Consider the following 24,431-nt stretch of genomic DNA (forward strand, 5'->3'; position numbering starts at 1 on the left):
CAACGTGACCCCGGTCGGATTCGAACCGACGTATCCGCCTTGAGAGGGCGGTGCGCCTGCCTCTGCGCGACGGGGTCCCGGCAATGGCTCCATCGAGCCGCTCCCGAAGACCGTCCGGACGGCCGGATTCGAACCGGCGTATCCATCTTGCCGAGACGGTGCGCCTGCCTCTGCGCTACGCCCGGACGGCGCCGGTCATCCTACGGGCGGAGGTGACCGACGCCGATCCCGGCCCCACCCCCGAACCCACAACGTTGATCTCGCGTTGATCAAACGTTTTGCGCCAACCGTCAGGCTCACGGCATGCCCCGCACGACCGCAGACACCCCCACACCCGCGCCGGTCGCGAACGCAGCCGCCCCAGGCGCCGTTCCGGCCTGGCACGAGGACGCGCTGTGCGCACAGACCGGCCCGGACTTCTTCTTTCCTGAACCCGGCAGCTCCGTGAGCGACGCCAAACGCATCTGTTTCTCCTGCGCCGGCCGCGCGGCCTGCCTCGACTACGCCCTCACCCACGACGAGCGCTTCGGCGTGTGGGGCGGCCTCTCCGAGAAGGAGCGGCTCGCCCTCCGGCGCACACGCCGCTAGGGACTGGCGTCAAAACCCCGTCTGCCCGGCGCATTCAGCCGCGGCACCGACGAACCCAAGCGCCCCACCACCTCAGGCCACCGCCTGCAGATGCCGCTCGTCACGCACCGGGCGGCGATCCGCACGCGGAAGCCGGTCGACGGCCGGACCCCGAGTGAGCACCGCGAGCAGGGTGGCGGGACGGCTGGTGCGGTTGGCCAGCGTGAAGAGTTCGCCGCGCGGCACCATGACACACGCTCCCGGCCGCAGCGTGATCCGCCCGCGCCCCGGGTTCGCGACCTCGACCTCGCCGTCGACACAGGTGATCAGCGCTTCGGACTCCTGGTACGCGTACGCCTCACCGGCCGTGCCCGCGTGCAACTGGATCCGCGCCGCGGCCAGTTGCTCGAAGGGAGCCCCCTTCGGATCGAGCCGCGTGACGGTCTCCTCGCCTTGTACGGACACGTCGGCGACTCGGATCGGGTACATCGCGGGCTCCCGGGGCTCGGGTGCGGATGATCGGTCACGTGCGGGTGCGGTGCGCCGAAACAACTCGGCACCGCAGCACACCATCCCCCATTGTCGCATCTCGGACATTTCGCCCCACGAACGAACTCCGCACAGCACCGGGGCCTCAGGCGACACCAACCTCGCGCAAGGCCCCGGCCCACTGCAGCTGCTACGTCACGCCTGATCCGGATCCCCCTTGATGAGCGCGAGCCGCGCCCCCAGCGGGTCGGTGATCTTGGCGAGGCGGCCGACGCCCGGCAGTGACATGGGCTCCATCTCCACGCTCGCCCCGAGCTCGCGCGCCTTCGCCACGGTCGCGTCCACGTCCGCCACCTCGAAGTACGGAAGCCAGTGCGGGGCGCGCTCGGCCTCCGCCGGGTCGTCCGCACGGTTGGCGAGCCCGCCGTACATCCCGTCGGGGTCGGTGCCCGGGTGCACGGTGGTGTACGCGCCGCCCGGGAAGTCGACACCCGTGGTGCCCAGGCCCAGCGCCGATCCGTAGAACGCGGCGGCGGCCGGTACGTCCGTGGTGTACAGCTCCACCCAGTTCAGCGCGCCGGGCTCATTGACCGCCTCGAAGCCCTTCATCTCGCCGGGCTGCCAGAGCCCGAAGGCGGCCCCGGCCGGATCGCCGAACAGCGCCATGCGCCCGAGCGGCCCGACGTCCATGGGCGCCATGAGCTGAGTGCCGGAGGCCTGCTCGATGCTCTTGGCGCTCGCGTCGGCGTCGGACGTCTGGAAGTAGATCCCCCAGGCCGGCGCGGCCTCCTCGGGCGGCACCTGCATACCGCCGGCGACCATCTTGCCGCCGCTGCGATACGTCACATAGCCGCCGAACTCCTCGGACGCCTCGGCCTCCCAGCCGAACAACGTGCCGTAGAACGCGTTGGCCGCCGCGATGTCGGGGGTGCCGAGGTCGACCCAGACGAGGGAGCCGTTGACAAAATCGGTGGTGAGCATGATCCACTCCTTTGTGGGGTTCTGTTGCCCTACCGCCTACGAGTCTGTCACCGGCCACTGACAATCGCTCAGCACCGACGCGAGCCGCCGCTCAGTGCTGGTGTGCGCCCCCCGCGCTCTTCGCGTCCCCGCTGTCCTTCGCGCCGTGCGCGGCGTGGCCCCCGTCGTGCCCGGGAATCGTCCCGTCGGGTTTCGCCACCAGGAAGAGGCCGGCCATGCCCATGTCGGAGTGACTCTGGACGTGGCAGTGGTACATCCACGCGCCCGCCCCCACCCGCTCCCCCGCGATGATCTGGAAGCCGAAGGAGTCGGCGGGCCCGGTGATCTTGTTGTCGATCACCGGGGACGGGTCCTCGGGACCGGTGAGCATGCCGGTGCGGTTGTCCGCCCAGCGATGACCGTGCATATGGAACGTGTGGTAGTACTCGCCGTGCGTGATCATGACGATCTCGACGCGGTCGCCCACCGTGGCCTTCAGGTCGGGACCGGTCTTGAGGTTGTTGATCGTCATGTCGTTGAAGACGATCGTGTAGGTCTTGTCGGGCAGGATGTCGCCCTTGCGCCGCACGATCAGCGGCCCGTAGAGCCCCTTGCGCAGCCCTCCGGTGCCGTGGTCGGTGCCGACGACGTGGTCGTGGTAGTGCCAGTAGCCCGCGCTGCCCGCGCGCCAGGTGCCGTCCGCGCGGCGGCCCGGGGTGTGGGTGCGCCAGGTGTAGGTGCGTGAACCGCCCGGTTCCACATGGGACTTGTTGTGGCGGGTGCCGTCACTGGTGATCTCGTAGTCGACGCCGTGCGGATGCAGCGAGACGTCGATGCCGAGGGTGTTGATGACCTCGACGTGCAGGGTGTCGCCCTCGATCAGCTCGATCAGCGGGCCGGGGATGGACGCCTTGCCCTTCTCCAGGCCGTAGCCCAGCTGCCCGTCGGCCAGCGCCTCCACGTACAGCTTCATGTGCTTGACCTCGCCGCCCGCGGGCGCGACGGCCGCCTCCGCGACCGCCTGCGCGGGGCTCGACGAACCGGCGGCTGACATCGATGTCAAGCCGGTCGCGACCACCGCTCCGCCGGCGAGCAGCCGCCGGTTGAAGAGACGTCTGCCGAAGTGCTCGAGGCCGCTGGCCGCCTGCTCGGTCATCTGCGAACTCCCCATGCCGGTACGGAGGTTGGTGAGGCCTGAGCGCCCCCAGGGACGGGCACACGGTAGCGATGGGATCTTTGTTTATCCACACTCAGGACAAAGTTCGTGCCAGTCCGGTCATAGCTATTGGCGGACGGGGCAAAGCCGTCTACTTTCCTAGGCGCTGTTGCCGTTACGGACGAGGGGTGGGTGAACACATGCGGCTACCACCGCATCAACAGCCCTGGAAACACCGAGGGTTGAGCACGGCACGACGCAGATCGAGACGAGCCTGGGCAGCCGGGATCGCGGCGACCGCCGTGACCGCCGGACTGCTCGCCACATCGCCGGCCACCGCGCGTCCCTACCCGGACCCGCCGAAGACCGCGACCGAGCAGACAACGATGTCACTGCCGTCGCCCCCGGGCGGCAGCAACGTACGGGTGCTGGTCTTCTACGCCTCCGCGACCGCGGAGTCCCCCGTGGTCAACGCGGGGATCGAGGCCATCGAGCGGATCGGTCTGACCGGTCCGGAGAACCAGAGGTTCGCCATCACGGCGAGCGACAACGCGAACGTCTTCACCAACGAGAAGGCGCTCGGCAAGTTCAACGCCGTGGTCTTCCTGACCGGTGGCGGCGATGTCCTCGACGCCGAGCAGGAGCTGGGCCTGGAGGCGTACATGGAGGCGGGCGGCGGCTTCGTCGGCCTGCATGACGCCGCGCGCACGGAGCCGTACTCGGACTGGTTCACCGGTCTGATCGGTGCCCGGCCCACCGCCGGCAGCGGCGCGACCTCGCAGCGCGCCACCGTCGAGCTCGGTGACCGCCGGCATCCGGCCACCAAGGATCTGCCGGTGCAGTGGAAGCGCCCCGACAAGTGGTTCAACTGGAAGGAGAACCCGTCGGGCAAGGTCCACACCATCGCGCGCGTGCGCGAGTCCACGTACAAACCGGGCGAGGGCGCCAACGGCTGGGACCACCCGGTCTCCTGGTGCCGTGACTACGACGGCGGGCGTTCCTTCTACACCGCGATGGGCGGTACGGCGGACGCGTACAGCGAGACCGACTTCCGTACGCATCTGCGCGGCGCCCTGAACTGGACGACGCGTCTGGTGCGCGCCGACTGCAAGGCGACGATCGACGCCAACTACACGGCCGAACGGCTCACGGTGCCGAACCAGCCGGGCCAGAACGACCAGATCGGTGAGCCGCACGGGCTTGTCACCGCCAAGGACGGCCGGGTCCTGTACATCGGCCGCGGCGGCGCGGACTCCTCGCAGCCGGTCGTCACGGACTGGAGCGACCCGGACATCGGCAAGGGCAACGGCGAGGTCCACGTCTACGACCCGAAGACCAAGCAGGTCACCAAGGCCGCCGCGCTCAGCGTGTTCGGCAACAAGGGCGGCGGCGATGAGCTGATCAAGGTCGAGGAGGGGCTGCTCGGCATCGAGCTCGACCCGGACTTCCTCAGCAACGGCTGGGTCTATCTGCACTACACACCGCATTCCAAGATCGACCGTGACAAGCGGATGGCCCAGCGCTACGTCTCCCGCTTCACGCTCGACCTGGAGACCAACAAGCTGGACCTGGCCAGCGAGAAGGTCCTGCTGCAGTGGCCGGTGCAGATCCACAGCTGCTGTCACGCGGGCGGCGGGATGTCGTGGGACTCGAAGGGCAACCTGTACATCGCGACCGGTGACAACAACTCCAGCCGGTTCAGCGACGGTTACTCGGGCAACAACCCCGAGCCCAACTACAAGGGCGTCTCCTTCGCGGACGCGCGGCGCACCGCGGGCAACACCAACAACCTCAACGGCAAGATCCTGCGGATCCACCCCGAGGACGACGGCACGTACACCCTGCCCGCCGGCAACCTGTTCACGGGCCAGGAGCCGGACGAGGGCGGCGGGAAGACCCGCGGCGAGATCTACGTGATGGGCGTGCGCAACCCGGCGCGCATCTTCGTGGACCAGAAGACCGACATCCTGTACGCGGGGTGGGTCGGCCCGGACGCCGGGGCGCCGTCGACCACGTGGGGCCCGGCGAAGTACGACACGTTCGCCGCGATCACCGGTCCCGGCAACCACGGCTGGCCGTACTGCATGGGCAACAAGCAGCCCTACCGCGACCGGAACCTGCCGGATCCGACCAAGCCGCTCGGCTGGTACAACTGCGACGCTCCGCGCAACGAGTCGCCGAACAACGACGGTCTGGTGAAGCTGCCGCCGATCACGTCCAACACCATCTGGTACTCGCCGTCGGGCGGCGGACCGGACTTCCCGCGGGACGCGAACGGCATTCCGTCGTACAAGGCCGAGGAGCAGAAGTTCCTGCTGCCGTGGCTCAAGGGCGGCGGCCAGGCCACGATGAACGGCCCGGTCTACCGCTATGACGGTGCCACCGCGGGCGAGGGCGCCTGGCCCGCGTACTGGGACGGCAAGTGGTTCGTCGGCGACTTCTACTTCGGCGACCAGCCGCGGCACGCGATCCTCACCGACCCGAAGACGGTCGGCAAGGGCGGTATCCCGGTCCACGCCGAGTCCCTGAAGAAGATCATTCCGGGTGGCACCAACGCCATCAACAACCTGATGGACTGGAAGTTCGGTCCGGACGGCTCGCTGTACGTCCTCGACTACGGCCGCGGCTTCTTCACCTCGGACGCGAAGTCGGCGCTCTGGAAGGTCAGTTACCAGGGCGGCGCGGCGACCCCGGCCGCGGACCAGCTGGCGAGAGGGGCTCAGGGATGAGACGGACGATGCGCATGAGACCTCTGAGGCTGCTGCTTGCCACCTTGCTGCTGGTGCTGGGCCTCTCGGCCCCGGTGGCGTACGGCGAGGAGCTCGGCAAGGCCGAGGCCAAGCAGGACGCGGCCGCCGCGCAGACATTGACCTGGACGGCGGGCGACCCGATCGACAAGTACCTGTCGGCGCCGACCACGGCGGTGGCGGGGGCGACGACGATCGTCTTCGAGAACAGCACGGCGACCGGCAACACCACCGGGATGCCGCACACGCTGACCTTCGACATCTCGGATCCCGAGTACAACAACGACGTGCCGCTGAACGTCCTGGCCAATCCGAACGACGACCAGGGCGGACGGCACACCGCCGAGGTGGTCCTCACCCCCGGCCGGTACCTGTACCACTGCACGATCCCGGGCCACGGCACGATGCAGGGCATCCTCGTCGTGACCGAGGGCGGCGGCGAGGACACCACGGCGCCCACCACGTCGGCGAAGGTGGACGGCACCAAGAACGCCGACGGCGCGTATGTCGGCCAGGCGACCGTCACGGTCGACGCCGTGGACGAGAACGGCGGTTCGGGCGTCGACAAGGTCGAGTTCGCAGTGGGCGACGACGGCGCGTGGCAGCCGTACACCGGTCCTGTCGTGGTGAACACGGTCGGCGATCACAAGATCCGGTACCGGGCCACGGACAAGGCGGGCAACGTGGCCGCCGAGAAGTCCGAGTCGTTCAAGGTGGCCGCGCCGGACACGGACGACACCACGGCGCCGGAGACCTCGGCCGAGGTGACCGGTGAGAAGAACGAACAGGGCCAGTACGTCGGCATGGCCACGGTCACGGTCTCGGCGACGGACGCGGGCTCGGGGGTCAACACCACCGAGTACGCGGTCGGCGCGGACGGTGCCTGGCAGCCGTACACCGCCCCGGTGATGTTCCACGACCCGGGCACCTACAAGGTGCGCTACCGGGCCACGGACAAGGCCGGGAACGCGGCGGCCGAGAAGAGCGTGGACTTCACGCTCGTCGCACCGCCCGCCAAGGACGAGACGGCGCCGGAGGTCTCGGCGAAGGTCGACGGGAACACCAACTCCGACGGCGCGTACGTCGGTTCGGCGAAGGTGACGGTCACCGCGACCGACGCCGAGTCCGGGGTGGACAAGGTCGAGTACTCACTCGACGGCGCCCCGTACGTCGCGTACACCCAGCCGGTGACACTCGACCGCTTCGGGCGGCACGAGCTGCTCTACCGGGCCACGGACAAGGCGGGCAACGCCTCCGAGGCGCGGGAGATCGCGCTCACGGTCGTCGAGGGCGGGGATCCTTCCGCGCCGACCTGCCCGGAGTTCGACGAGCGCGACACGGTGTTCGTCGGCGCGGTCAACACGGGTGTGCCCAACCGGATGACGAAGTCGCGCTGCACGATCGGCGAGCTGATCGAGGACGAGAAGTCCTGGTCGTCGCACGCCCTGTTCCTCAAGCACGTGGACACGGTGCGCGACCGGCTCGTCAAGGAGGGGATCATCAACGCCCGTGAGGGCCGGCTGATCTACCAGGCCGCCAAGCAGTCGGGCATCGGCAAGCCCGGCAACACCACCGGCTACCGCACGCTCTTCGACGGCACCCGGTCGTCGTTCGACAAGTGGCAGCACGTGGGCGGCGGTTCGTTCGGCCTGAACGAGGACGGCACCATGACCTCGGGCACGTCGAAGTCGGGTCTGGGCATGCTGTGGTTCCCCGAGCGCAAGTACGAGAACTTCTCGCTGAAGCTCCAGTGGCGGGACGACGCTCCGGAGAACGGCAACACCAACTCCGGTGTCTTCGTGCGCTTCCCGAACCCCCACGACCACCCGGAGGAGCCGCGTCCGGAGTGGGTCGCCATCAAGTACGGGCACGAGGTGCAGGTGTTCGACCGTCCTGACGGCGACATGTACAAGACCGGTTCGATCTACGGCTTCGACCGCGTGGGTCTGGCCGGTGCGGGCGTGACCCCGAAGGGCACGTGGAACGACTACGAGATCCAGGTCGTCGACCAGCACTACAAGATCTTCCGCAACGGAGTGCTGATCAACGAGTTCGACAACACCGGCGGCCAGGTCTTCGAACCGCCGAGGGGCGACGACCCGGGCACGGACGGACGGCGCTTCGCGTCCGGCTACCTCGGGCTCCAGGTCCACGGTGTGACGGATGTGGTCTCGTACCGCGACATCCGCATCAAGGAGCTGTAGCAGCAGGCGCGTCGGCGGTGCCCCCATCCGGGCTGTACGGGATGGGGGCACTGTCGCGTCGTGGCGAGGTCAGTCCTCGTAGACCTTGTCGGCGTACGAGGGGCCGAAGTGGACCTCCAGGAACGCGAGGTCCTGGTCCTTGCGGGTGGTGGCCTTGGCGATCTGCCCGGCCGAGGGCACCGCCTGCGGGTCCCAGGTCTCCTGCTTCCACAGCTGCGAGCGGTGCAGGGACTTGGCGCAGTGGAAGAAGACCTCCTCGATCTCCACGACCAGCGCGAGCTTGGGCCGGTGGCCCTTGACCACCATGGCGTCGAAGAACGGTGCGTCCTTGACGAGTCGCGCGCGGCCGTTGATCCGGAGCGTGTCGGCGCGGCCCGGGATGATGAAGAGGAGGCCGACCCGGGGGTTGGCGAGGATGTTGAGGTAGCCGTCGGTACGGCGGTTGCCGGGCCGCTCGGGTATCGCGAGGGTCCGCTCGTCGAGGACCTGGGTGAAGCCGGGCGGGTCGCCCTTCGGCGAGGCGTCGCACCAGCCGCTTCCGTCCGCGGTGGCGATCACGGCGAACGGGGAGTGGGCGAGCCACTCCTTGTCGAAGTCCTGCAGCTCGGTGCGGACCTTGCCCGCGGCCCGGTGGCCGGGCTCCCCCAGCAGTTCACGCAGTTCCTCGACCGTGCTGATCTCGGTAAAGCCGGCCGTGTCCACGGCACCCCCCAGGTACGCGAGTGATCAAGACGGCCTCACCCTAACCGGCGCTATTCCTCCTTCTTCGCGCGGCTCGGCTGCACGCGCTTGGGCTCGCCCGGCATCTTGGGATAGTCCGGCGGATACGGGAGGTCGCCGAGGCCGCGGTCCTTCGCGTCGCGCTCGGAGAGTTCGAGGAGGGCGTCCAGGGTGTGGCGGGCGGCGTCCATGTCGGCGTGGACGTCGCCGCGTTCCGCGTAGCGGACCGGCATGGTCCTGATGTCGAAGTCCTCGGGCCGTGCGTCGTCGACCTCGTCCCAGGTCAGAGGGGCGGAGACGGGGGCATGGGGCCGGGGGCGCACCGAGTAGGCGGAGGCGATGGTGCGGTCGCGGGCCGCCTGGTTGTAGTCGATGAAGATCTTCGCGCCGCGCTCCTCCTTCCACCATGCCGTGGTCACCGCGTCCGGCATCCGGCGCTCCAGTTCGCGCCCCGCGGCGATCACCGCGTGCCGCACCTCGATGAAGTCCCAGCGCGGCTCGATCGGCACGAAGACATGCAGCCCGCGGCCGCCGGAGGTCTTGGGCCAGCCGACCAGGCCGCCGAACTCGTCGAGCACGGCACGCAGTTCGTGCGCCGCGCGCACGGCGTCCGAGAAGTCCGTGCCCGGCTGGGGGTCGAGGTCGATGCGCAGCTCGTCGGGGTGGTCGGTGTCGGCGGCGCGGGAGGGCCAGGGGTGGAAGGTGAGCGTGCCGAACTGGGCCGCCCAGATCACCGCCGCCACCTCGCTCGGACAGATCTCGGTCGCCTTGCGTCCGCTGGGGAAGGTGATCTCGGCGGTCGGGATCCAGTCCGGGGTGTTCTTCGCGGCGCGCTTCTGGAAGAACGACTCGCCGCCGACCCCGTCCGGATAGCGCTCCAGGGTCGTCGGACGGTTCTTCAGGGCACGCAGGATGCCGTCACCGACGCTCAGGTAGTACTCGGCGACGTCACGCTTCGTATAGCCGGTCTCCGGAAAGAAGATCTTGTCCGGGCTCGAAAGCCGCACCTTCCGGCCGCCCGCGTCCAGCTCGATCGCAGCTCCACCCATGCCTGTCACGGTAGGCGGGGCGGGGTCGCGCTGCACATGGAAGTACGGATCCACCGGGCGCCGCGGGCCGGGAGCCAGCACAATCGGAGGCATGGACCTGCCGGTGATGCCGCCCGTCAAGCCGATGCTCGCGAAGTCCGTGGCCAAGATCCCGCCGGAGATGCAGTACGAGGCGAAGTGGGACGGTTTCCGGGCCATCGTGTTCCGCGACGGGGACGAGATCGAGGTGACAAGCCGTACAGGCAAGCCGCTGACCAGGTACTTTCCCGAGCTGATCGCCTCGTTGAAAGCGAACCTTCCGGCGCGCAGCGTCCTCGACGGCGAGGTGGTGATCGCCCGGGACGGACGCCTCGACTTCGACGCGCTCACCGAGCGCATCCACCCGGCGGCCTCCCGCGTGAAGCTGCTCGCGGAGCAGACCCCTGCCTCGTTCGTCGCGTTCGACCTGCTCGCGCTCGGTGACGTCTCCCTGCTCGACACGCCGCTCGCGGACCGCCGCGCTCAGCTGGTCATGGCGCTCGCCGGTGCGCGGGCGCCCGTGCACATCGCGCCGGCGACCACCGATCAGGAGGTGGCGCGGCGCTGGTTCGAGCAGTACGAGGGCGCGGGTCTGGACGGGGTGATCGCGAAGCCGCTGGATCTCCTGTACCGGCAGAACGAGCGCCTCATGTACAAGATCAAGCACGAGCGCACCGCCGACGTGGTGATCGCCGGCTACCGCTTCCACAAGAGCGGCCCCGTCGTCGGGTCGCTGCTGCTCGGTCTGTACGACGCGGAGGGTGCGCTGCAGCACGTCGGGGTGTGCGCCGCGTTCCCGATGAAGCGCCGCGAGGAACTCGTCACGGAGCTCGAGCCGCTGCGGATGGAGTCCGCCGAGGGCCACCCGTGGGCGGCGTGGGCGGACGAGTCCGCGCACGAGTCGGCGCGGCTGCCCGGTGCGACGAGCCGCTGGACCGGCAAGAAGGACCTGTCCTGGGTGGCATTGCGGCCGGAGCGGGTCGCGGAGGTCGCGTACGACCACATGGAGAACGGGGCCCGCTTCCGGCACACCGCGCAATGGCGGCGCTGGCGCCCGGACCGTACGCCGGAGAGCTGTACGTACGGGCAGTTGGAGGAGCCGGTGGGCTATGACCTGAGCGAGGTGCTCGGGCCACGGCAGGCGGGCGACATTTCGCCGTAATGCGTGGACAGGCGGGGCCGCGGCCAGCGAGGCTGGCGGGAAACGCTTTCTGACCGTGGAGAGAGGTCCTTTCCGTGTACGCAGCCGCACCCGGCCGTTATGAGTCCATGCCGTACCGTCGCACGGGCCGCAGCGGTCTGCTGCTGCCCGCCGTCTCGCTCGGGCTGTGGCACAACTTCGGTACGGAGCGCTCCCTCGACCGCCAGCGCGCCATCATCCACAAGGCGTTCGACCTCGGCGTGACGCACTTCGACCTGGCCAACAACTACGGCCCGCCGCCCGGTGCCGCCGAGACGGCGTTCGGCCGGATCTTCCAGGAGGATCTGCGCGCGCACCGCGACGAGATCGTCGTGTCGACGAAGGCGGGTTACCTCATGTGGCCCGGACCGTACGGGGAATGGGGTTCGCGCAAGTACGTCCTCAGCTCGCTCGACCAGTCCCTCAAGCGCATGGGCCTGGAGTACGTCGACATCTTCTACTCGCACCGGCCCGACCCGGACACCCCTCTCGAGGAGACGATGGGCGCCCTCGACTCGGCGGTGCGCTCCGGCAAGGCGCTGTACGCGGGCATCTCCAACTACTCGCCGGAGCAGACCCGCGAGGCCGCCCGCATCCTGCGCGAGCTGGGCACCCCGCTCCTGGTGCACCAGCCGAAGTACTCGATGCTCGACCGCACTCCGGAGGACGGTCTGTGGGCGGCGCTCGGCGAGGCCGGTGCCGGTTCGGTGGTGTACTCACCGCTCGCGCAGGGCCTGCTCACCAACCGCTATCTGGACGGGATTCCCGCCGACTCACGCGCGGCGGGCCTGAGCCCGTTCCTGACCGCCGACGGCATCACCGACGACAAGGTGAAGCGCCTGCGGGCCCTCAACGACATCGCGCGCGAACGCGGCCAGTCGCTCGCGCAGATGGCCTTGGCCTGGGTGCTGCGCGAGCCGACGGTCACCTCGGCGATCGCGGGCGCCAGCAGTGCCGAGCAGCTGGCGGACTCGGTTGCGGCGACGGAGAACCTGGAGTTCTCGGCGGATGAACTGGCGCGGATCGAGAAGCTGTTGGCCTCCTGAGCGCGTGACGGGGCAGCCGGCGGGCGCGGGCGCTCAGCTCGCGAGATCGACCTGCGTGCCGAGCCCTCGCTCCCCCGCCCGGTCGATCAGGAGCCGGGCCACGGCGAGGTCCTGCAGGCCCACGCCCACCGAGTTGAAGAGCGTCAGCTCCTCGTCGGAGGTGCGGCCCGGGGCCTCGCCGGTGAGCACGGCGCCGAGTTCGGTGCGGAAGGCGTCCTCGCTCAGGGCGCCTTCCGCGAGCGGGATCAGCACCTCGCCCGACTTGGCGCGCGCCGTCGCGTAGGCGTCGACGACGATACGGCAGCGGCGCACCGCCTCCGTGTCGAGTTCGCGGTGGTCGGGCCGGGGCGGCGCGCCGACCGCGTTGATGTGCTGCCCCGCGCTCAGCCACGCGCCGAGCACGAGCGGGTCGCGCGACGGGGTGAGGGTGCACAGGACGTCGGCGTGCTCGGTGACGGCGCGCGCGTCGGCCATCACCTTGGCGGGGACGCCCAGTTCGGCGGTGACCCAGGCGGCGAGCGCCTGAGCGTTCTCCTGCGTACGGCCCCAGACGAGGACGAGTTCGTACGGCCGCCCCGGCAGCAGCGCCCGCACATGGGCCCGGGCCAGCGGTCCCGTACCGAGGACGCCGAGCGTCCGGGCGTCGGCGCGGGCCAAGGCTCGGGTGGCGACGGCGGTGGCCGCGGCCGTACGGATCCGGGTGAGCTCGGCACCGTCGAGGAGCGCCGCGCACGCGCCGGTCCTCGCGTCCACGGCGAGCACCGCGGAGCGCTGGACGGGCAGGCCCTGGTCTCGGTTGCCGGGCAGGTCGGCGAGCAGCTTCACGGTCGCGAGCCGGTCGGGGGCGGAGGCCGCGGCCATCGCGAGATACGTGCCGTCGCCGTCGGGCAGCGCCATCGCGGGCGGTGCGGGGAGCACCGCGCGGCCGAGCGCGAGGTCGCGGTGGGCGCGGGCGACGGTGTGCTCGACGTCCTCGACGGCGTCGGCGAGGAGCGTGCGGATCACGGAGCGGGTGAGGATCAGCGTCATCGGGCGGGTACTCCTGACGTGGTTCGGTGCGTGCGGTTGAGCCGATGTGGTGCCGGGTGTGCGTCAACTCGCCCGGACGAACGGGACCGTGAGCCCCGAAGGCGCCCGGCTGCGTCCCACCAAGCCGCTCACCGCGAGCAACGCGAAGACGTACGGCAGGGTCACCAGGAGCGGCGCGGAGACGTGCAGTCCGAGGGCGGGCGCGGCGAACTGCAGGGACTGGGCGAGCCCGAAGACGAGACAGGCGAGCAGGGTCGGCCAGGCGCGCCAGCGTCCGGCGATCACCGCGACCACGGCGAGATAGCCGATGCCGCCCGTGAGGTTGTCGCTGAACGCGTGCACCTCGGAGAGCGCGAGGTGCGCGCCGGCGAGCGCCGCGGTGACGCCGGTCAGCAGGACGGTCGCGTACCGGACCGTCGTGACGGGGAGTCCGCTGCGGTCGGCGGAGAGCGCGTCCTCGCCGACCGCGTCGATCACGAGCCCGGCCGTCGTACGGCGGCTGAAGGCGACCGCGAGGGCGACGGCGAGCGCGAAGGCGGCGTAGCCGAGCAGTGTCTGCTCGAAGAGGGCGGGTCCGAGGACGGGGATGTCGTGCAGCACCGGAATGGCCAGCGGGTCGAGGCCGGGCAGGGTCTTGGCACCCGCGCCGTCCTCGAAGACCAGCCGTGCTCCGTAGGTCGTGGCGCCGAGGGCCAGCGCGTTGGCGGTGATGCCGGTGACGATCTGGTCGGCGCGCAGGGTGATGCTGAGCAGGGCCTGGAGCAAGGCGAACAGCAGTCCCGCGAGGACGGCGGTGAGCACGCCGACGGCCGCGCTGCCCGAGGTGTGGGCGCCGACGGCACCGGCGAAGGCGCCGGTGAGCATCATGCCTTCGACCGAGAGGTTCAGCACTCCCGCGCGTTCGCTGAGCAGCTCACCGGCGGAGGCGAGGAGCAGCGGGAGCGCCATCCGTACGCCGCCCGAGGCGAGTTCTTCGGCTACGGCACTCATCGACGGCTCCCGGGGCGGCGCGTGGTGAACAGCATGGCGGCGGCGATGAACAGGACCAGGACGCTCTGGACGACCTGCACGGTCGACGCGGGGACCTGCGCGGCGAGCTGCAGGTTGATGCCGCCGCTGGTGAGGAAGCCGAAGAGCAGCGAGGCGGCGGCGACGGCGGTGAGCGAGCCGCGGGCGAGCAGTCCGACGACGAGCCCCGCGAAGCCGTAGCCGGAGGAAAAGTGCTCGGCGAGGACGTACGGTGCGGTGGCGACGAGCGCCGCGCCCGCGACGCCCGCGAGCCCGCCCGCGAAGGCGAGTCCGCCGCCTTCGAGCCGTCCGACAGGCAGTCCGAGCCGGGCGGAGGCGGCCGGCGAGTGGCCGACAGCCCGCAGTTTCAGTCCGAGCGCGGCGTGCCGCAGGACGATGCCGGTGACGACGACGGCTGCCGCGGCGATCAGCACGATCGCGGTCGCGGGCGACTCCGGGCCGCCGATCAGGGGCAGTTGGGCCCCGGCGGGCAGGGGCGCGGACTGCGGCAGGGTCTCCGACGAGGTGACGGGCTGACGCAGCAGCGCCTCCTCGTGGACGGCCACGGAGACCATGCCGATGCCGATGAAGTTGAGCAGCAGCGTGGTGATGACCTCGCTGGTGCCGCGCCGCACCTTCAGCCAGGCGGCGAGGGACGCCCACGCCGCCCCGGCGAGGAATCCGGCGGCCAGGATCAGGGGAACTCCGAGTGCCGCGGGCACCTGCGCGGGCAGCGCGAGCCCGGCTCCGGCGGCCGCGACCCCGCCGGCACACAGCTGCCCCTCACCGCCGACGTTCACGAGCCCGGCCCGGTGGGCGACGGTGAACCCGGTGGCGATCAGCGCCAGCACGGCAGCGGAGTTGAGCGAACTCCCGATGGCGTACGCGGACCCGAACATCCCCACGTCGAGCGCCTGCCACGCGGTGCCGAGATCGGCCCCGGCGGCGAGGACGAGCAGCATGCCGACGGCGGTGGCGCAGAGGGCGGCCAGGAGGGCTACGGAGAGAGGGTGACGGGGGAGGTCACAGAGAGCTTCTCGCAGGTGCGGGCTGCGGGGTTGGGGGTCCGTGGAGGGCGGGGTTGGTGGTTCGTGGGCGGGGTCGGGTGGGGGCTTGGTGGGGGTTGGTGTGGGGACGCCGGGGGTTGGGGTGGGGACTGCGGGGGTTGGGGTGGGGACTGCGGGGGTTGGGGTGGGCATCGAGGGATCCTTGGGTGGGAGCGGGAGCGGTTCGGGGTGCGGGAGTTGGCTCGTCGCGTCGTGAACTGGCGGCTCGGAGCCGGGTGTCAGTGGTGGCCGATAGCCTTGGAAGGGCTTGGCCCCCGGGCGGGAGGGGACTGTCCGGGCACCAGGGGCGCCGGCGCCGCATCCAAGCCCTCGCCACTCGCCTCCACCGCCTCCTTCACCGCCTCCCCCACGGCCTCCTCCGCTCCCACCATCAGCGCCCCGATCCGCTCCCGCGCACCCGCCGCCCGCGGGTCCACCGGCCCGAGCAGCCGCCCCCGGTACGCGACCACCACGCGGTCGCACAGGGCGAGGAGTTCGTCGAGTTCGGCGGAGACGACGAGGACGCCGGCGCCGGACGCCGCGGCCGCCCGGATCCGGGTGTGAACCGCCTCGACCGCGCCGACGTCAAGGCCGCGCGTGGGCTGGGACGCGGCCAGGCATTTGAGCGGGTCGAGGGCCAACTCCCGCGCCAGGACGACCTTCTGCTGGTTGCCGCCGGACAGGGAGGCCATCGGCGCGGACGGCCCCGGGGCCCGTACGTCGTGCTCGGCGAGCACCGTCTCCGTGGCGCGGGCGAGTGCGGGCCGGTCGAGGAGGACGCCGAGGCGCCGGAACCGTGCGAGGCGTCCGAGGTGCAGATTCTCCGCGACCGTCAGCGCGGGCACGCACCCTTCGTGATGCCGGTCCTCCGGCACGACCCCGAGCCCGGCCCGCGTCCGTACCGCGGGGGTGGCGCGCGTCAGGTCCGTGCCGTCGAGTGCGACGCGCCCTTCCTGCGGCGCCAGCGCACCGCCGAGCACGGCCATCAGCTCGCTCTGCCCGTTCCCCTCTACCCCGGCGACCCCGACGATCTCACCGAAGCCGACGTCGAGCGAGGCTCCTCGGAGGGCGAACGCGCCGGTCGGGCGGCGCACGGTGAGGCCGGTGAGACTCAGGGCCGTGCCCCGGGAGGCAATGGAATCCTCCCAGGTACGTTCCGGCACCTTCCCGAGTCCGACGGCCCCCGCCACCGTCGCGTCGAGCCCTCCGGCGGGGCGTCCGATCATCAGGGGTACGAGGCGTTCCGCCGACAGTTCGGTGAGCGCGCCGTCCCCCGCCACGCGTCCGCCGCGCAGGACGGTGGCGGCGTCCCCGGCCCGTACCGCCTCGCCGAGTTTGTGGGTGACGAGGACGACCGCGTGGCCCGCGTCGGCGATCCGGCGGCAGGTCTCGAGGAGCGCGTCCGTCTCGGCGGGGCCGAGCACGCCGGTCGGTTCGTCGAGGACGAGCAGCCGTGGGTCGCGGAGCAGTGCCTTGACGATCTCGGCGCGCTGGCGGACTCCGACGGGCACCTGGCCGGCCACGGCGTCGAGTTCGAGGTCGAGTCCGTAGGCCGTCCGTACGTGTTCGATCCGTGTGCGCAGGTCGGGGAGGCGGAGCAGTCGCAGGTTCTCGCCGATGGTGAGGGTGGACACGAGCGAGAAGTGCTGGTGCACCATGGCGACGCCCGCCGCGAGCGCGTCGGCGGGCCGGCGCGGGGCGTACGGCTCCCCGTACAGGCGCAGCGTTCCGGCGTCGGGCGTGAGCGAGCCCGCCACCGCGTGGCACAGGGTGGATTTCCCGGCGCCGTTCTCGCCGAGGACGCAGTGCACGGTGCCGGCCTCGACGACGAGGTCGACGCCGTCCAATGCCCGCAGGCTGCCGTACGACTTGACCAGTCCGGCGATCTCCAGAGCGGGCGCTCTCATCGTGTGGTGACCTTCCCGGACGCGATGTCCGCCTTCACCTCGTCGAGCTTCTTCGCGACCGAGGGGTCGGTGTCGGCGCACAGGTGAAGGTCGTTGTGCGGCTCGTCGAAGGTGAGGCCGAAGTGCACGGCCTCCGCCTTCCAGCTGCCTTTCACGAGCTGGTCGGTGGAGTACTCGATCTCGGCGCCGATGTCGGTCTCCACGTACGCCGCGTATGCCTTCTCGGTGCCGCACTTCGCGGGGATGGGTCCGCCGATGAGCGTGCCGCCGCGTCCGGAGGCGGCCTGGACGACGCCCTTCTGGCCGAGGTTGAGGATCTGGCCGAGGGTGTCGGCGCCTGCGCTGTAGTCGGCGAGCGCGGACTGCTTGGCCTTGGCGGCGTCGTTGAAGTCGCCGACGTACTGCGGGGTGAGCACCTTCACCTTCGGCTCGACGGACCGCGCGCCGCGCTCGAACTCCTTGGCCGCGTTGACGATCGCGGGGAGTTCCGCGCCGCCCACGAAGCCGACGGTCTTCTTCTTGGAGAGGAGCGCGGCCGCGGCGCCGGAGAGATACGCGGCCTCGGCCTGCTGCGGGTCGTAGAGGGAGAGGTTGGCGGTGGGCTTGCCGTCGGCGGGGCCGCCGATCTCCGCGAACTTGACCTTGGGGAAGCGTGCGGCGACCTTCCGTACGGCGGCGTCGGTCTGTCCGCCGAGGGAGATGACGAGGTCGGAGGTGGTGGCGAAGCGCACGAGTGCCTGTTCGTAGTCGGCGGCCTGCACCTGCTCGACCTTGCTGAAGGCGACCTTGCCCTGGTGCTCCTTCGCGGCGCGCTCGTAGCCGCGGTACGCGGATTCCATGAAGCCGCCGTCGGAGAGGGATCCGGGGAAGAGCACGCCCACCTTGAGAGTGCCCTTGCCTGAACCCGAACTGCCGTCCTGGGCGGTGGAGTTGCCGCCACAGCCGGTGAGGGCGAGCAGGCCGACGGTGGTGATGAGGGCGACCGGGGCGAGGGCGCGCCGGGTGTGAATGTGTGCCACGAGGGTGCCTCCAGAGGGAGGGGCCCGGGTGCCGCCGACGGGAGCACCTGGGGCCCGGTAGTGGTATACCGTTACGCGCCCTCAGTCTGGGAGCCGCTTGTTGCCTGCGTGTTAGCGGCCGGTTAGCAGTACGCGCGCGCTTGATCGCCCGTGCGCACCCACCGCGGCGTCCGCATAGGGTGGAGGCCACGGCGAGCGGAGGAAGAGCGTGGCGATGGCGGCCGGTCCGGCGGGCGCGGGGCGCAGTTCCCTGCGCGATCTCGCCTACGACGCCGTGCGCCGGCGCATCCTCGACGGCGAACTCCCGCCGGGCGCCCGCCTCGTGGAGCGTGATCTCGCGGCGGAGCTGGAGGTGTCCCGTATCCCCTTGCGCGAGGCGTTGCGGCGGCTGGAGGCGGACGGTCTGGTGCTCCTTGTGCCGCACCGGGGCGCGCTGGTCGCGCCGTTCACACCCGCGGATGTGCGCGATCTGTTCGACGTACGCGAATCCCTGGAGTCCCTCGCCGCGCGCCTCGCGGCCGAGCGGGCCGACTCCGACGGGCTCGCGCGGCTGGCGGAGCGGCTGCAGTCGGCCCGTAGCGCCATCGCCGCCGGGGACCGCGGCTCGATCGCTACCGCCAACGCGGGCTTCCACACGGACATCGTGGAGCTGGCGGACAACCCGCTGCTCAGCAATATGATGCGCCCGCTCGAAGCGCGGACGCACTGGCTCTTCCGGCTCACCGCGCAGCGCGACCCGGCGCAGCAGTGCGCCGAGCACGAGGAGATGTACGAGGCCATCGCGGCCGGTGACAAGGAGCGCGCGGCCGCGCTGGCGCACGCGCATGTGGTGGACGGGCGCGCGGAGTCGGTGGCGCTGGCCGAGCAGTGGGCGCATCCGGTGATCGACCCGGAGGCCGTCGCGGCCCGCCGCCGGCGACGGACCTCCTGACGCGCCGGCTCCCCTGCCGGCCGGCCTCCTTCGCACACAAGCGGAAGGGAACCTTCGTTCGGCCTGAGCGCGGGGCGGACCGGGTACGTGTCACCTCATGAAGCCCTGCTCGCGCACGGCCCACCCCAAGTCCCGCACCCGGCCCGTCTCATGAGGCGCCGGCTGTTCCTCGCGCTGCCTGCGGCGACGGCCCTCGCCGCCTGCACCGTGACCGACCGCGGCGGCGGAACCGACGACCCGCGGCCGCCGTCGCCGCCCCCCACGACCTCCGCGCCGCCCGCGCCACGGCCTCGCACGGTGCGGCACCCCACCGTGCTCGCCGTGAAGATCGACAACGTCCGCCCGGCCCGCCCGCACACCGGGCTGCGCGAGGCCGCGGTCGTCCATGTCGAGCAGGTCGAGTCGGGGCTGACGCGGCTGGCCGCCGTCTATCTGGGCAGCCGTCTGCCGCAGGCGGTCGGCCCGGTGCGCAGTGCGCGCGAGACCGATCTGGAGCTGCTGCGCCAGTACGGCAAGCCGGTGCTGGCGTTCTCCGGCGCGCAGGGCAAGCTGCTGCCGCTGATCGACAAGGCCGAGGTGTATCCGCGCTCGCCGAGCGAGGCACCGAACGCGTACTACCGTTCCTCCGCGCGCCCCATCCCGCACAACCTCTACCTCCGCCCGGCGCGCCTGGACCCCGCCCCGGACCGGGAGGCGGAACCCGCCGATCTGGGGCTGCGCTTCGGCGCCGCGCCGCCGGGCGGCCGCGCCGCGGCGGAGCACACGGTCCGCTATCCGGCGGCGCGGTACGGCTTCACCTGGTCGGCGGCGCGCGGTCAGTGGCGGGTGTCCATGGACGGCGTCCGCTCGAACCTGACGCCGGCGACGGTCGTGGTGCAGTACGGCGTCGTGCGGGACTCCCGGTTCAAGGACCGCTGGGGCAATGTGTCCCCGTACACCGAGACCGTCGGGCGCGGCAGGACGCTGGTGCTGCGCGACGGGAAGGCGTACGAGGGCCGGTGGAGCCGGGAGTCAGCCGAGGAAGCGACGGTCCACACCGACCGAGACGGTGAGCCGCTGCCGTTCGCGGAGGGTCAGGTCTGGGTGCTGCACGTCGCCGCGCGCTGAGCTGCGCCGGCGGAAGGTGCGGCCCGCGGGCCGGTGCAGTGCGCGGCAGCGGCGGCCGGTGCGATGGAGTCCGAGCTGGAAGGCGGAGCCGCCGACGGTCGCGGTGAGGCTGAAGATCACGGCGCCGGCGACCGTTCCGAAGAGCCCGAGGGCGGACGCGAGGAGCGCGCCCGAGACCACCCCGAGCGCCGAACCGGAGACCTGCGCGACCGTCATCTCCGGACTCTGCCGCGCGCTCGCCCCGGACCGCTCCTTCGCGCCCCGCACCTCCCTCCCCTGGTCGCCGCCCTTGCCGTTGCGCGTGCCGCGCGGTGCGGCATGCCTTGCCTCCATGGCCATGGTGATCCTTCGCACTTCGGTGGCAGTTCGTCCGTCGATGCTGGAAGCCGCGGAGATAGATGGCATGGCCAATTAGTTTGACGGGGAGTGCGGACGCATGCGGGTGCTGTCATGCATGGAGGTCAGCGGGCCGCACTCCGCAACCTGGGGCCGAAAAATGCGGCAAAACCGCCTAAACATCCCTCTCGATCAGGCGATCACCGGGCCGGAACTGATTCGCGGCGGCGTCGGCGGAGGAAGGCTGCGCCTGCAAACCGCCGCGCGCCTGCCGGGCGCGCCCTTCGAAGGAGCCCCGACTTGTCCTCATCCACGACCGGACGCCGTCGCCGTGCGGTCCCTCTGCTCGCCCTCCTCGCCGCCGGCACCCTGACCCTCGGCGCCGCGCCCGCCGCGGACACCGACCCCGTACCGTCGCAGGGCCCGGCGGCCGCGGCGCCCGACGCGAGCGCACCGGAGGCGGACGCGCAGGGCGGCGCGCCGCGGAAGATCTCGCCGTACACAGGTCTGATGGCCGAACAGGGCCCGGTGCTCGCCGTGAAGTTCGACAACGCGCGCGGCGCCCGGCCGCACCACAACCTCGACAAGGCCGACATCGTCTACGTCGAGAAGGTCGAGGGCGGGATGAGCCGCCTCATGGGCGTGTACTCCAGCAAGATCCCGCGCGCCGTCGGACCCGTGCGCAGCGCCCGTGAGTCGGACGTGGAGCTGCTCAAACAGTTCGGCCGGCCCGCGCTCGCGTACTCCGGGGTGCGCAGCTCGCTGCACAAGTTCCTCAAGGACTCGCCCATCTACGTCCGCTCGCACGGCGCACTCCCCCGCGCCTACTACCGCGCCCCGGGCCGCAACGCCCCGCACAACCTGTTCGTGAACCCGGGCATGGTCCTCAAGTCCGCGCCGCGTGCCCACAAGCCGAAGGACATCGGCTTCCGTTTCGGACCGGCGCCCAAGGGCGGTACGCGGACGGCCGAGCGCACGGTGCGCTACGCCTCCGCGAGCCACACCTTCCGCTGGTCGCCTTCGCAGAAGCGCTGGTACGTGCGCTTCGACGGGGCGCCCGCGTGGCAGAGCAACGGCAAGCAGATGAGCGCGCGGACGATCGTGATCCAGAAAGTGAAGATGCCGCCGTCGAAGTACCGCGACGTCAACGGCGCCGTGACCCCGTACATCAAGACCGTCGGCGAGGGCTGGGCGACGGTCCTGCGGGACGGCAAGGCGTACAAGTCGTGGTGGATGCGGCCGAACACGAAGAGCGGCACGAAGTTCATCCAGAAGGGCGGCAAGCCGATGCCGTTCGCAAAGGGCCAGGTCTGGATCGTCTACGAGGACGCCTGAGCCGCACCCGCCGAAGCGCGGCGCCCCGCCCGGGGTGCCGCGCTCGGGCGTGTCGTGAGCGGCCGGACAGGCCTAGGGTGAGCCGGTGATCCCTTACGAGGTACTGCCCGGGGCGCCCGCTTCGCCCGTGCTGCTGCATGTGCCGCACGGCGCATGGGAGATCCCCGAGGCGGTACGGCGGGACATCGTCCTGGACGACGAGGCGCTGGCGGCCGAGGCCCGGCACATCACCGACGCGCACACCGACCGGATCGCCGCATGGGCGGCGGACACGGCACGGCCAGCGCCCTGGCGGTTCGTCAACCGGCTGTCCCGCCTTGTCGTGGACCCCGAGCGCTTCCCCGACGAGCGTGAGGAGATGCGGGCGGTCGGCATGGGCGCGGTGTACACGCGCACGACGCACCGCGAGGTGCTGCGGCCCGACGGCTTCGACCCGGGCCCGCTCGTCGAGCGGTACTTCACTCCGTACGCGCAGGCGATGACGGACGCGGTCGAGGCGCGGCTCGCGGCGGCGGGACGTGCCGTGGTGATCGATGTGCACTCGTACCCCAGCCGCGCGCTCCCGTACGAACTCCACGGCGAGGGCCCGCGTCCGCCCGTCTGCCTGGGGACGGACGCCTTCCACACACCGCCGGAGCTGCTCGAGTGCGCCGAGGACGTGTTCGGGCGCTTCGGGGGTACGGCGGTGAACTCGCCGTTCGCCGGGACGTACGTTCCGCTGAGGTTCTACGGGCACGACACCCGCGTGCGGGCGCTGATGATCGAGATCCGGCGGGACCTGTACATGAGCGAGCCCGGCGGCGAGGCGGGCGAAGGGCTGCGCAAGCTGGGGATCGCGCTGGGCGAGCTGGTGGCTCAGCTCTCCTGAGACTGCGGGGGTTTGGTGGCGATCACCGCGCGGGCACGCGGGGAGCCGTCGGGGCGGCGGCCGAGGCCGGGCAGGTCGCGCAGGGTGACGTCGAAGCCGGTGCGGGTCAGTTCGGCGGCGACCTCCGCGAGCGGGAAGCCCCGGTAGTACATGACGAACGGCGGCCGCCACACCGCGTTGCGCACCCGCATCACTGCGTCGAAGCCGAGCAGCATCCAGTACAGGCCGGAGCGGACCGGCGGGGGCGCGCCGAGCGGGAAGACGAAGCGGCCGCCGGGGCGCAGGACGCGGTGGGCCTCGGCGAACAGGGCGGGGCGCTGTGACGGCAGGAAGTGGCCGAACGCGCCGAAGCTGACGAGGAGATCGAAGGCCTCGCCGAAGGGCAGAGCGAGCGCGTCGCCGCGCACCCAGTCGGCGCCCCCGGGTGTCCCGCGGCGCGCCTCGGCGAGCATGCCCGCGCTGAAGTCCACCCCGGCGACCCGTTTCTCGCAGACCTCCCGCAGCACCCGCGCGCCCGCGCCCGTCCCGCAGCACAGGTCGAGGCCGTGCCCGAACGGGCCGATGGTGCGCAGGACTTCGGCGACGGAGTCGAGGATGTGCTCGGGCGTACGGAACGGGGTGTGGTCGAACTTCGGCGCCAGGAGGTCGTAGCCGTGCTCCACGGAGGAGAGGGCCTGAACGGCGAGTTCACGCAGCGTGGGACCTTGGGGATCGAACATCACGCGCCAGGATAAGTCCAAGGTGTCCGCGCGGAGTGCAGGTGCCCGTTGCCGAAAGGCCTTACTTCCGGGGCGCCGGCCCGGGTAGGAAGGGACGTATGACATCCCTTGGCGCCGTGTTCCGCCCCCAATGTCCGCCCGAGCAACTGCGTGAGGTGACCCTGGCCGCGGAGGCCGCCGGACTCGACCAGCTCTGGCTGTGGGAGGACTGCTTCCTGGAAAGCGGGATCGCCACCGCCGCGGCCGCTCTCGCCTGGACCGAACGCATGAAGGTCGGGGTGGGGCTGCTGCCCGTGCCGCTGCGCAACGTGGCCATCGCGTCGATGGAGGCCGCGACCCTGCACCGCCTCTTCCCCGGCCGCCTCATCCTCGGCATGGGCCACGGGGTGCAGAGCTGGATGGGCCAGGTCGGCGCACGCGCCGAGTCGCCGCTGACGCTGCTGCGCGAACATCTCGACGCGATGCGGGCGTTGCTGCGCGGTGAGCGCGTGACCACCGAGGGCCGGTATGTACGGCTCGACGGAGTGGCCCTCGACTGGCCGCCCGCCGCGCCCGCGCCCGTCTTCGCCGGGGCGAAGGGGCCGCGGACCGTGCGGCTGAGCGGTGCGGCGGCGGACGGCACGATCTTCGAGGCGTCCACGACACCGGGGACGCTGCGGGCCGGGCTGCGGCTGATCGACGAGGGCCGCGCGGAGGCGGGGCGCACGGGCGATCATCACGTGGTCGTGTACATGAGCGCGGCGACGGGTCCGGGCGCCGAGGACCGGCTGCGGGCCGAACTGGCCCGCGACGGCCTGGAGATGACTCCGGGACCGGGCGCGGCGGGTGACGCGTCGGCCGTCGCGAAGGCCGTCGAGCTGCTCGCCGACGCGGGCGCCGACTCGGTGGTGCTGCAGCCGACCGCGGACGAGCCGGATCCGGTGGGGTTCGTGCGGTTCGTGGCGGAGGAAGTGCGTCCGCTCGTCGGGTAGCGGCATGCGCTGCGTGGGC

At 71.3% G+C, this 24,431-nt stretch carries 22 protein-coding genes and 2 tRNA genes; 10 read left to right on the forward strand and 14 right to left on the reverse strand.

From position 1 onward, the window contains the following. Positions 1-5: 5 nt before the first annotated feature. Positions 6-77, reverse strand: a tRNA-Glu gene (locus tag ACIBI4_RS03380). A 36-nt stretch (positions 78-113) separates the two neighbouring features. Next, positions 114-185, reverse strand: a tRNA-Ala gene (locus tag ACIBI4_RS03385). Positions 186-303: 118 nt separating this feature from the next. Here ACIBI4_RS03385 and ACIBI4_RS03390 point away from each other — a divergent pair. Continuing rightward, positions 304-588, forward strand: coding sequence for a WhiB family transcriptional regulator (locus ACIBI4_RS03390; protein ID WP_399201830.1), 285 nt, complete (start codon positions 304-306; stop codon positions 586-588). A 72-nt stretch (positions 589-660) separates the two neighbouring features. On the opposite strand, the gene ACIBI4_RS03395 is transcribed toward ACIBI4_RS03390, so the two are convergent. The 3 genes from ACIBI4_RS03395 to ACIBI4_RS03405 all read right to left on the reverse strand — a co-directional run bounded on the left by ACIBI4_RS03395 (position 661) and on the right by ACIBI4_RS03405 (position 3,172). Further along, entirely contained in the window at positions 661-1,056 is a 396-nt protein-coding gene (locus ACIBI4_RS03395; protein ID WP_399201831.1) for a cupin domain-containing protein, read from the reverse strand. 195 nt (positions 1,057-1,251) lie between these two features. Next, positions 1,252-2,037 carry a VOC family protein gene (locus tag ACIBI4_RS03400; RefSeq protein ID WP_399201833.1) on the reverse strand — a complete coding sequence of 262 codons (786 nt, stop codon included), beginning with the start codon at positions 2,035-2,037 and terminating at the stop codon, positions 1,252-1,254. Between the two features lie 91 nt (positions 2,038-2,128). After that, on the reverse strand, positions 2,129-3,172 hold the full coding sequence (locus tag ACIBI4_RS03405; protein WP_399201834.1) for a multicopper oxidase domain-containing protein: 1,044 nt from the start codon (positions 3,170-3,172) through the stop codon (positions 2,129-2,131). Between the two features lie 200 nt (positions 3,173-3,372). On the opposite strand from ACIBI4_RS03405, the gene ACIBI4_RS03410 reads away from it, so the two are divergent. Together ACIBI4_RS03410 and ACIBI4_RS03415 are read left to right on the forward strand one after the other, a co-directional pair. Next, positions 3,373-5,901: a ThuA domain-containing protein gene (locus ACIBI4_RS03410; protein ID WP_399201835.1), complete on the forward strand. Its 2,529-nt coding sequence runs from the start codon at positions 3,373-3,375 to the stop codon at positions 5,899-5,901. A 14-nt stretch (positions 5,902-5,915) separates the two neighbouring features. After that, entirely contained in the window at positions 5,916-8,123 is a 2,208-nt protein-coding gene (locus ACIBI4_RS03415; RefSeq protein ID WP_399201836.1) for an OmpL47-type beta-barrel domain-containing protein, read from the forward strand. Between the two features lie 69 nt (positions 8,124-8,192). Here the strand turns inward: ACIBI4_RS03415 and ACIBI4_RS03420 are convergent, their stop codons facing one another. Continuing rightward, the gene (locus ACIBI4_RS03420; RefSeq protein ID WP_399201837.1) at positions 8,193-8,825 is read right to left on the reverse strand and encodes a pyridoxamine 5'-phosphate oxidase family protein; all 633 of its coding nucleotides are present in this window, start codon (positions 8,823-8,825) and stop codon (positions 8,193-8,195) included. 50 nt (positions 8,826-8,875) lie between these two features. Further along, complete coding sequence (gene ligD, locus ACIBI4_RS03425) at positions 8,876-9,892, reverse strand: non-homologous end-joining DNA ligase (protein ID WP_399201838.1); 1,017 nt, start codon at positions 9,890-9,892, stop codon at positions 8,876-8,878. Positions 9,893-9,983: 91 nt separating this feature from the next. Between ligD and ACIBI4_RS03430 the strand changes: the two genes are divergently transcribed. Both ACIBI4_RS03430 and mgrA read left to right on the forward strand, forming a co-directional pair. Beyond that, complete coding sequence (locus tag ACIBI4_RS03430; protein ID WP_399201839.1) at positions 9,984-11,072, forward strand: ATP-dependent DNA ligase; 1,089 nt, start codon at positions 9,984-9,986, stop codon at positions 11,070-11,072. 74 nt (positions 11,073-11,146) lie between these two features. Then, complete coding sequence (gene mgrA / locus ACIBI4_RS03435) at positions 11,147-12,136, forward strand: L-glyceraldehyde 3-phosphate reductase (RefSeq protein WP_399201840.1); 990 nt, start codon at positions 11,147-11,149, stop codon at positions 12,134-12,136. A 33-nt stretch (positions 12,137-12,169) separates the two neighbouring features. Here mgrA and ACIBI4_RS03440 read toward each other — a convergent pair whose 3' ends face one another. The 5 genes from ACIBI4_RS03440 to ACIBI4_RS03460 all read right to left on the reverse strand — a co-directional run bounded on the left by ACIBI4_RS03440 (position 12,170) and on the right by ACIBI4_RS03460 (position 18,145). Beyond that, entirely contained in the window at positions 12,170-13,165 is a 996-nt protein-coding gene (locus ACIBI4_RS03440; protein WP_399201841.1) for an ornithine cyclodeaminase family protein, read from the reverse strand. Positions 13,166-13,228: 63 nt separating this feature from the next. Then, a complete protein-coding gene (locus tag ACIBI4_RS03445; RefSeq protein ID WP_399201842.1) occupies positions 13,229-14,155 on the reverse strand; it encodes an ABC transporter permease in 927 nt (308 codons plus the stop codon). Next, a complete protein-coding gene (locus ACIBI4_RS03450) occupies positions 14,152-15,135 on the reverse strand; it encodes an ABC transporter permease (RefSeq protein WP_399201843.1) in 984 nt (327 codons plus the stop codon). The genes ACIBI4_RS03445 and ACIBI4_RS03450 overlap by 4 nt, the downstream gene beginning before the upstream one ends. Before the next feature lie 323 nt (positions 15,136-15,458). After that, positions 15,459-17,126, reverse strand: coding sequence for an ABC transporter ATP-binding protein (locus ACIBI4_RS03455; RefSeq protein ID WP_399201844.1), 1,668 nt, complete (start codon positions 17,124-17,126; stop codon positions 15,459-15,461). Continuing rightward, a complete protein-coding gene (locus tag ACIBI4_RS03460) occupies positions 17,123-18,145 on the reverse strand; it encodes a BMP family ABC transporter substrate-binding protein (protein ID WP_399201845.1) in 1,023 nt (340 codons plus the stop codon). The genes ACIBI4_RS03455 and ACIBI4_RS03460 overlap by 4 nt, the downstream gene beginning before the upstream one ends. A gap of 214 nt (positions 18,146-18,359) precedes the next feature. Between ACIBI4_RS03460 and ACIBI4_RS03465 the strand changes: the two genes are divergently transcribed. Both ACIBI4_RS03465 and ACIBI4_RS03470 read left to right on the forward strand, forming a co-directional pair. Continuing rightward, complete coding sequence (locus ACIBI4_RS03465; protein WP_399202028.1) at positions 18,360-19,076, forward strand: GntR family transcriptional regulator; 717 nt, start codon at positions 18,360-18,362, stop codon at positions 19,074-19,076. Positions 19,077-19,226: 150 nt separating this feature from the next. Continuing rightward, the gene (locus ACIBI4_RS03470; RefSeq protein ID WP_399202029.1) at positions 19,227-20,183 is read left to right on the forward strand and encodes a DUF3048 domain-containing protein; all 957 of its coding nucleotides are present in this window, start codon (positions 19,227-19,229) and stop codon (positions 20,181-20,183) included. Here ACIBI4_RS03470 and ACIBI4_RS03475 read toward each other — a convergent pair. Next, entirely contained in the window at positions 20,088-20,516 is a 429-nt protein-coding gene (locus tag ACIBI4_RS03475) for a hypothetical protein (protein ID WP_399201846.1), read from the reverse strand. The two genes, ACIBI4_RS03470 and ACIBI4_RS03475, sit on opposite strands and share 96 nt — an antisense overlap. Positions 20,517-20,819: 303 nt before the next feature. On the opposite strand from ACIBI4_RS03475, the gene ACIBI4_RS03480 reads away from it, so the two are divergent. Together ACIBI4_RS03480 and ACIBI4_RS03485 are read left to right on the forward strand one after the other, a co-directional pair. Continuing rightward, positions 20,820-21,854, forward strand: coding sequence for a DUF3048 domain-containing protein (locus ACIBI4_RS03480; protein WP_399201847.1), 1,035 nt, complete (start codon positions 20,820-20,822; stop codon positions 21,852-21,854). Between the two features lie 85 nt (positions 21,855-21,939). Next, a complete protein-coding gene (locus tag ACIBI4_RS03485) occupies positions 21,940-22,722 on the forward strand; it encodes an N-formylglutamate amidohydrolase (protein WP_399201848.1) in 783 nt (260 codons plus the stop codon). Here ACIBI4_RS03485 and ACIBI4_RS03490 read toward each other — a convergent pair. Further along, positions 22,710-23,441, reverse strand: a complete 732-nt coding sequence (locus ACIBI4_RS03490) for a class I SAM-dependent methyltransferase (RefSeq protein ID WP_399201849.1) — start codon at positions 23,439-23,441, stop codon at positions 22,710-22,712. The genes ACIBI4_RS03485 and ACIBI4_RS03490 overlap by 13 nt on opposite strands. A 98-nt stretch (positions 23,442-23,539) precedes the next feature. On the opposite strand from ACIBI4_RS03490, the gene ACIBI4_RS03495 reads away from it, so the two are divergent. Next, positions 23,540-24,412 (forward strand): LLM class flavin-dependent oxidoreductase, encoded by an 873-nt coding sequence (locus ACIBI4_RS03495; RefSeq protein WP_399201850.1) that lies wholly within the window; start codon positions 23,540-23,542, stop codon positions 24,410-24,412. The last annotated feature ends 19 nt before the right edge of the window (positions 24,413-24,431 follow it).

The sequence above is a fragment of the Streptomyces sp. NPDC050418 genome, from assembly GCF_044458745.1.
In the GTDB taxonomy this organism is placed as follows: Bacteria; Actinomycetota; Actinomycetes; order Streptomycetales; family Streptomycetaceae; genus Streptomyces.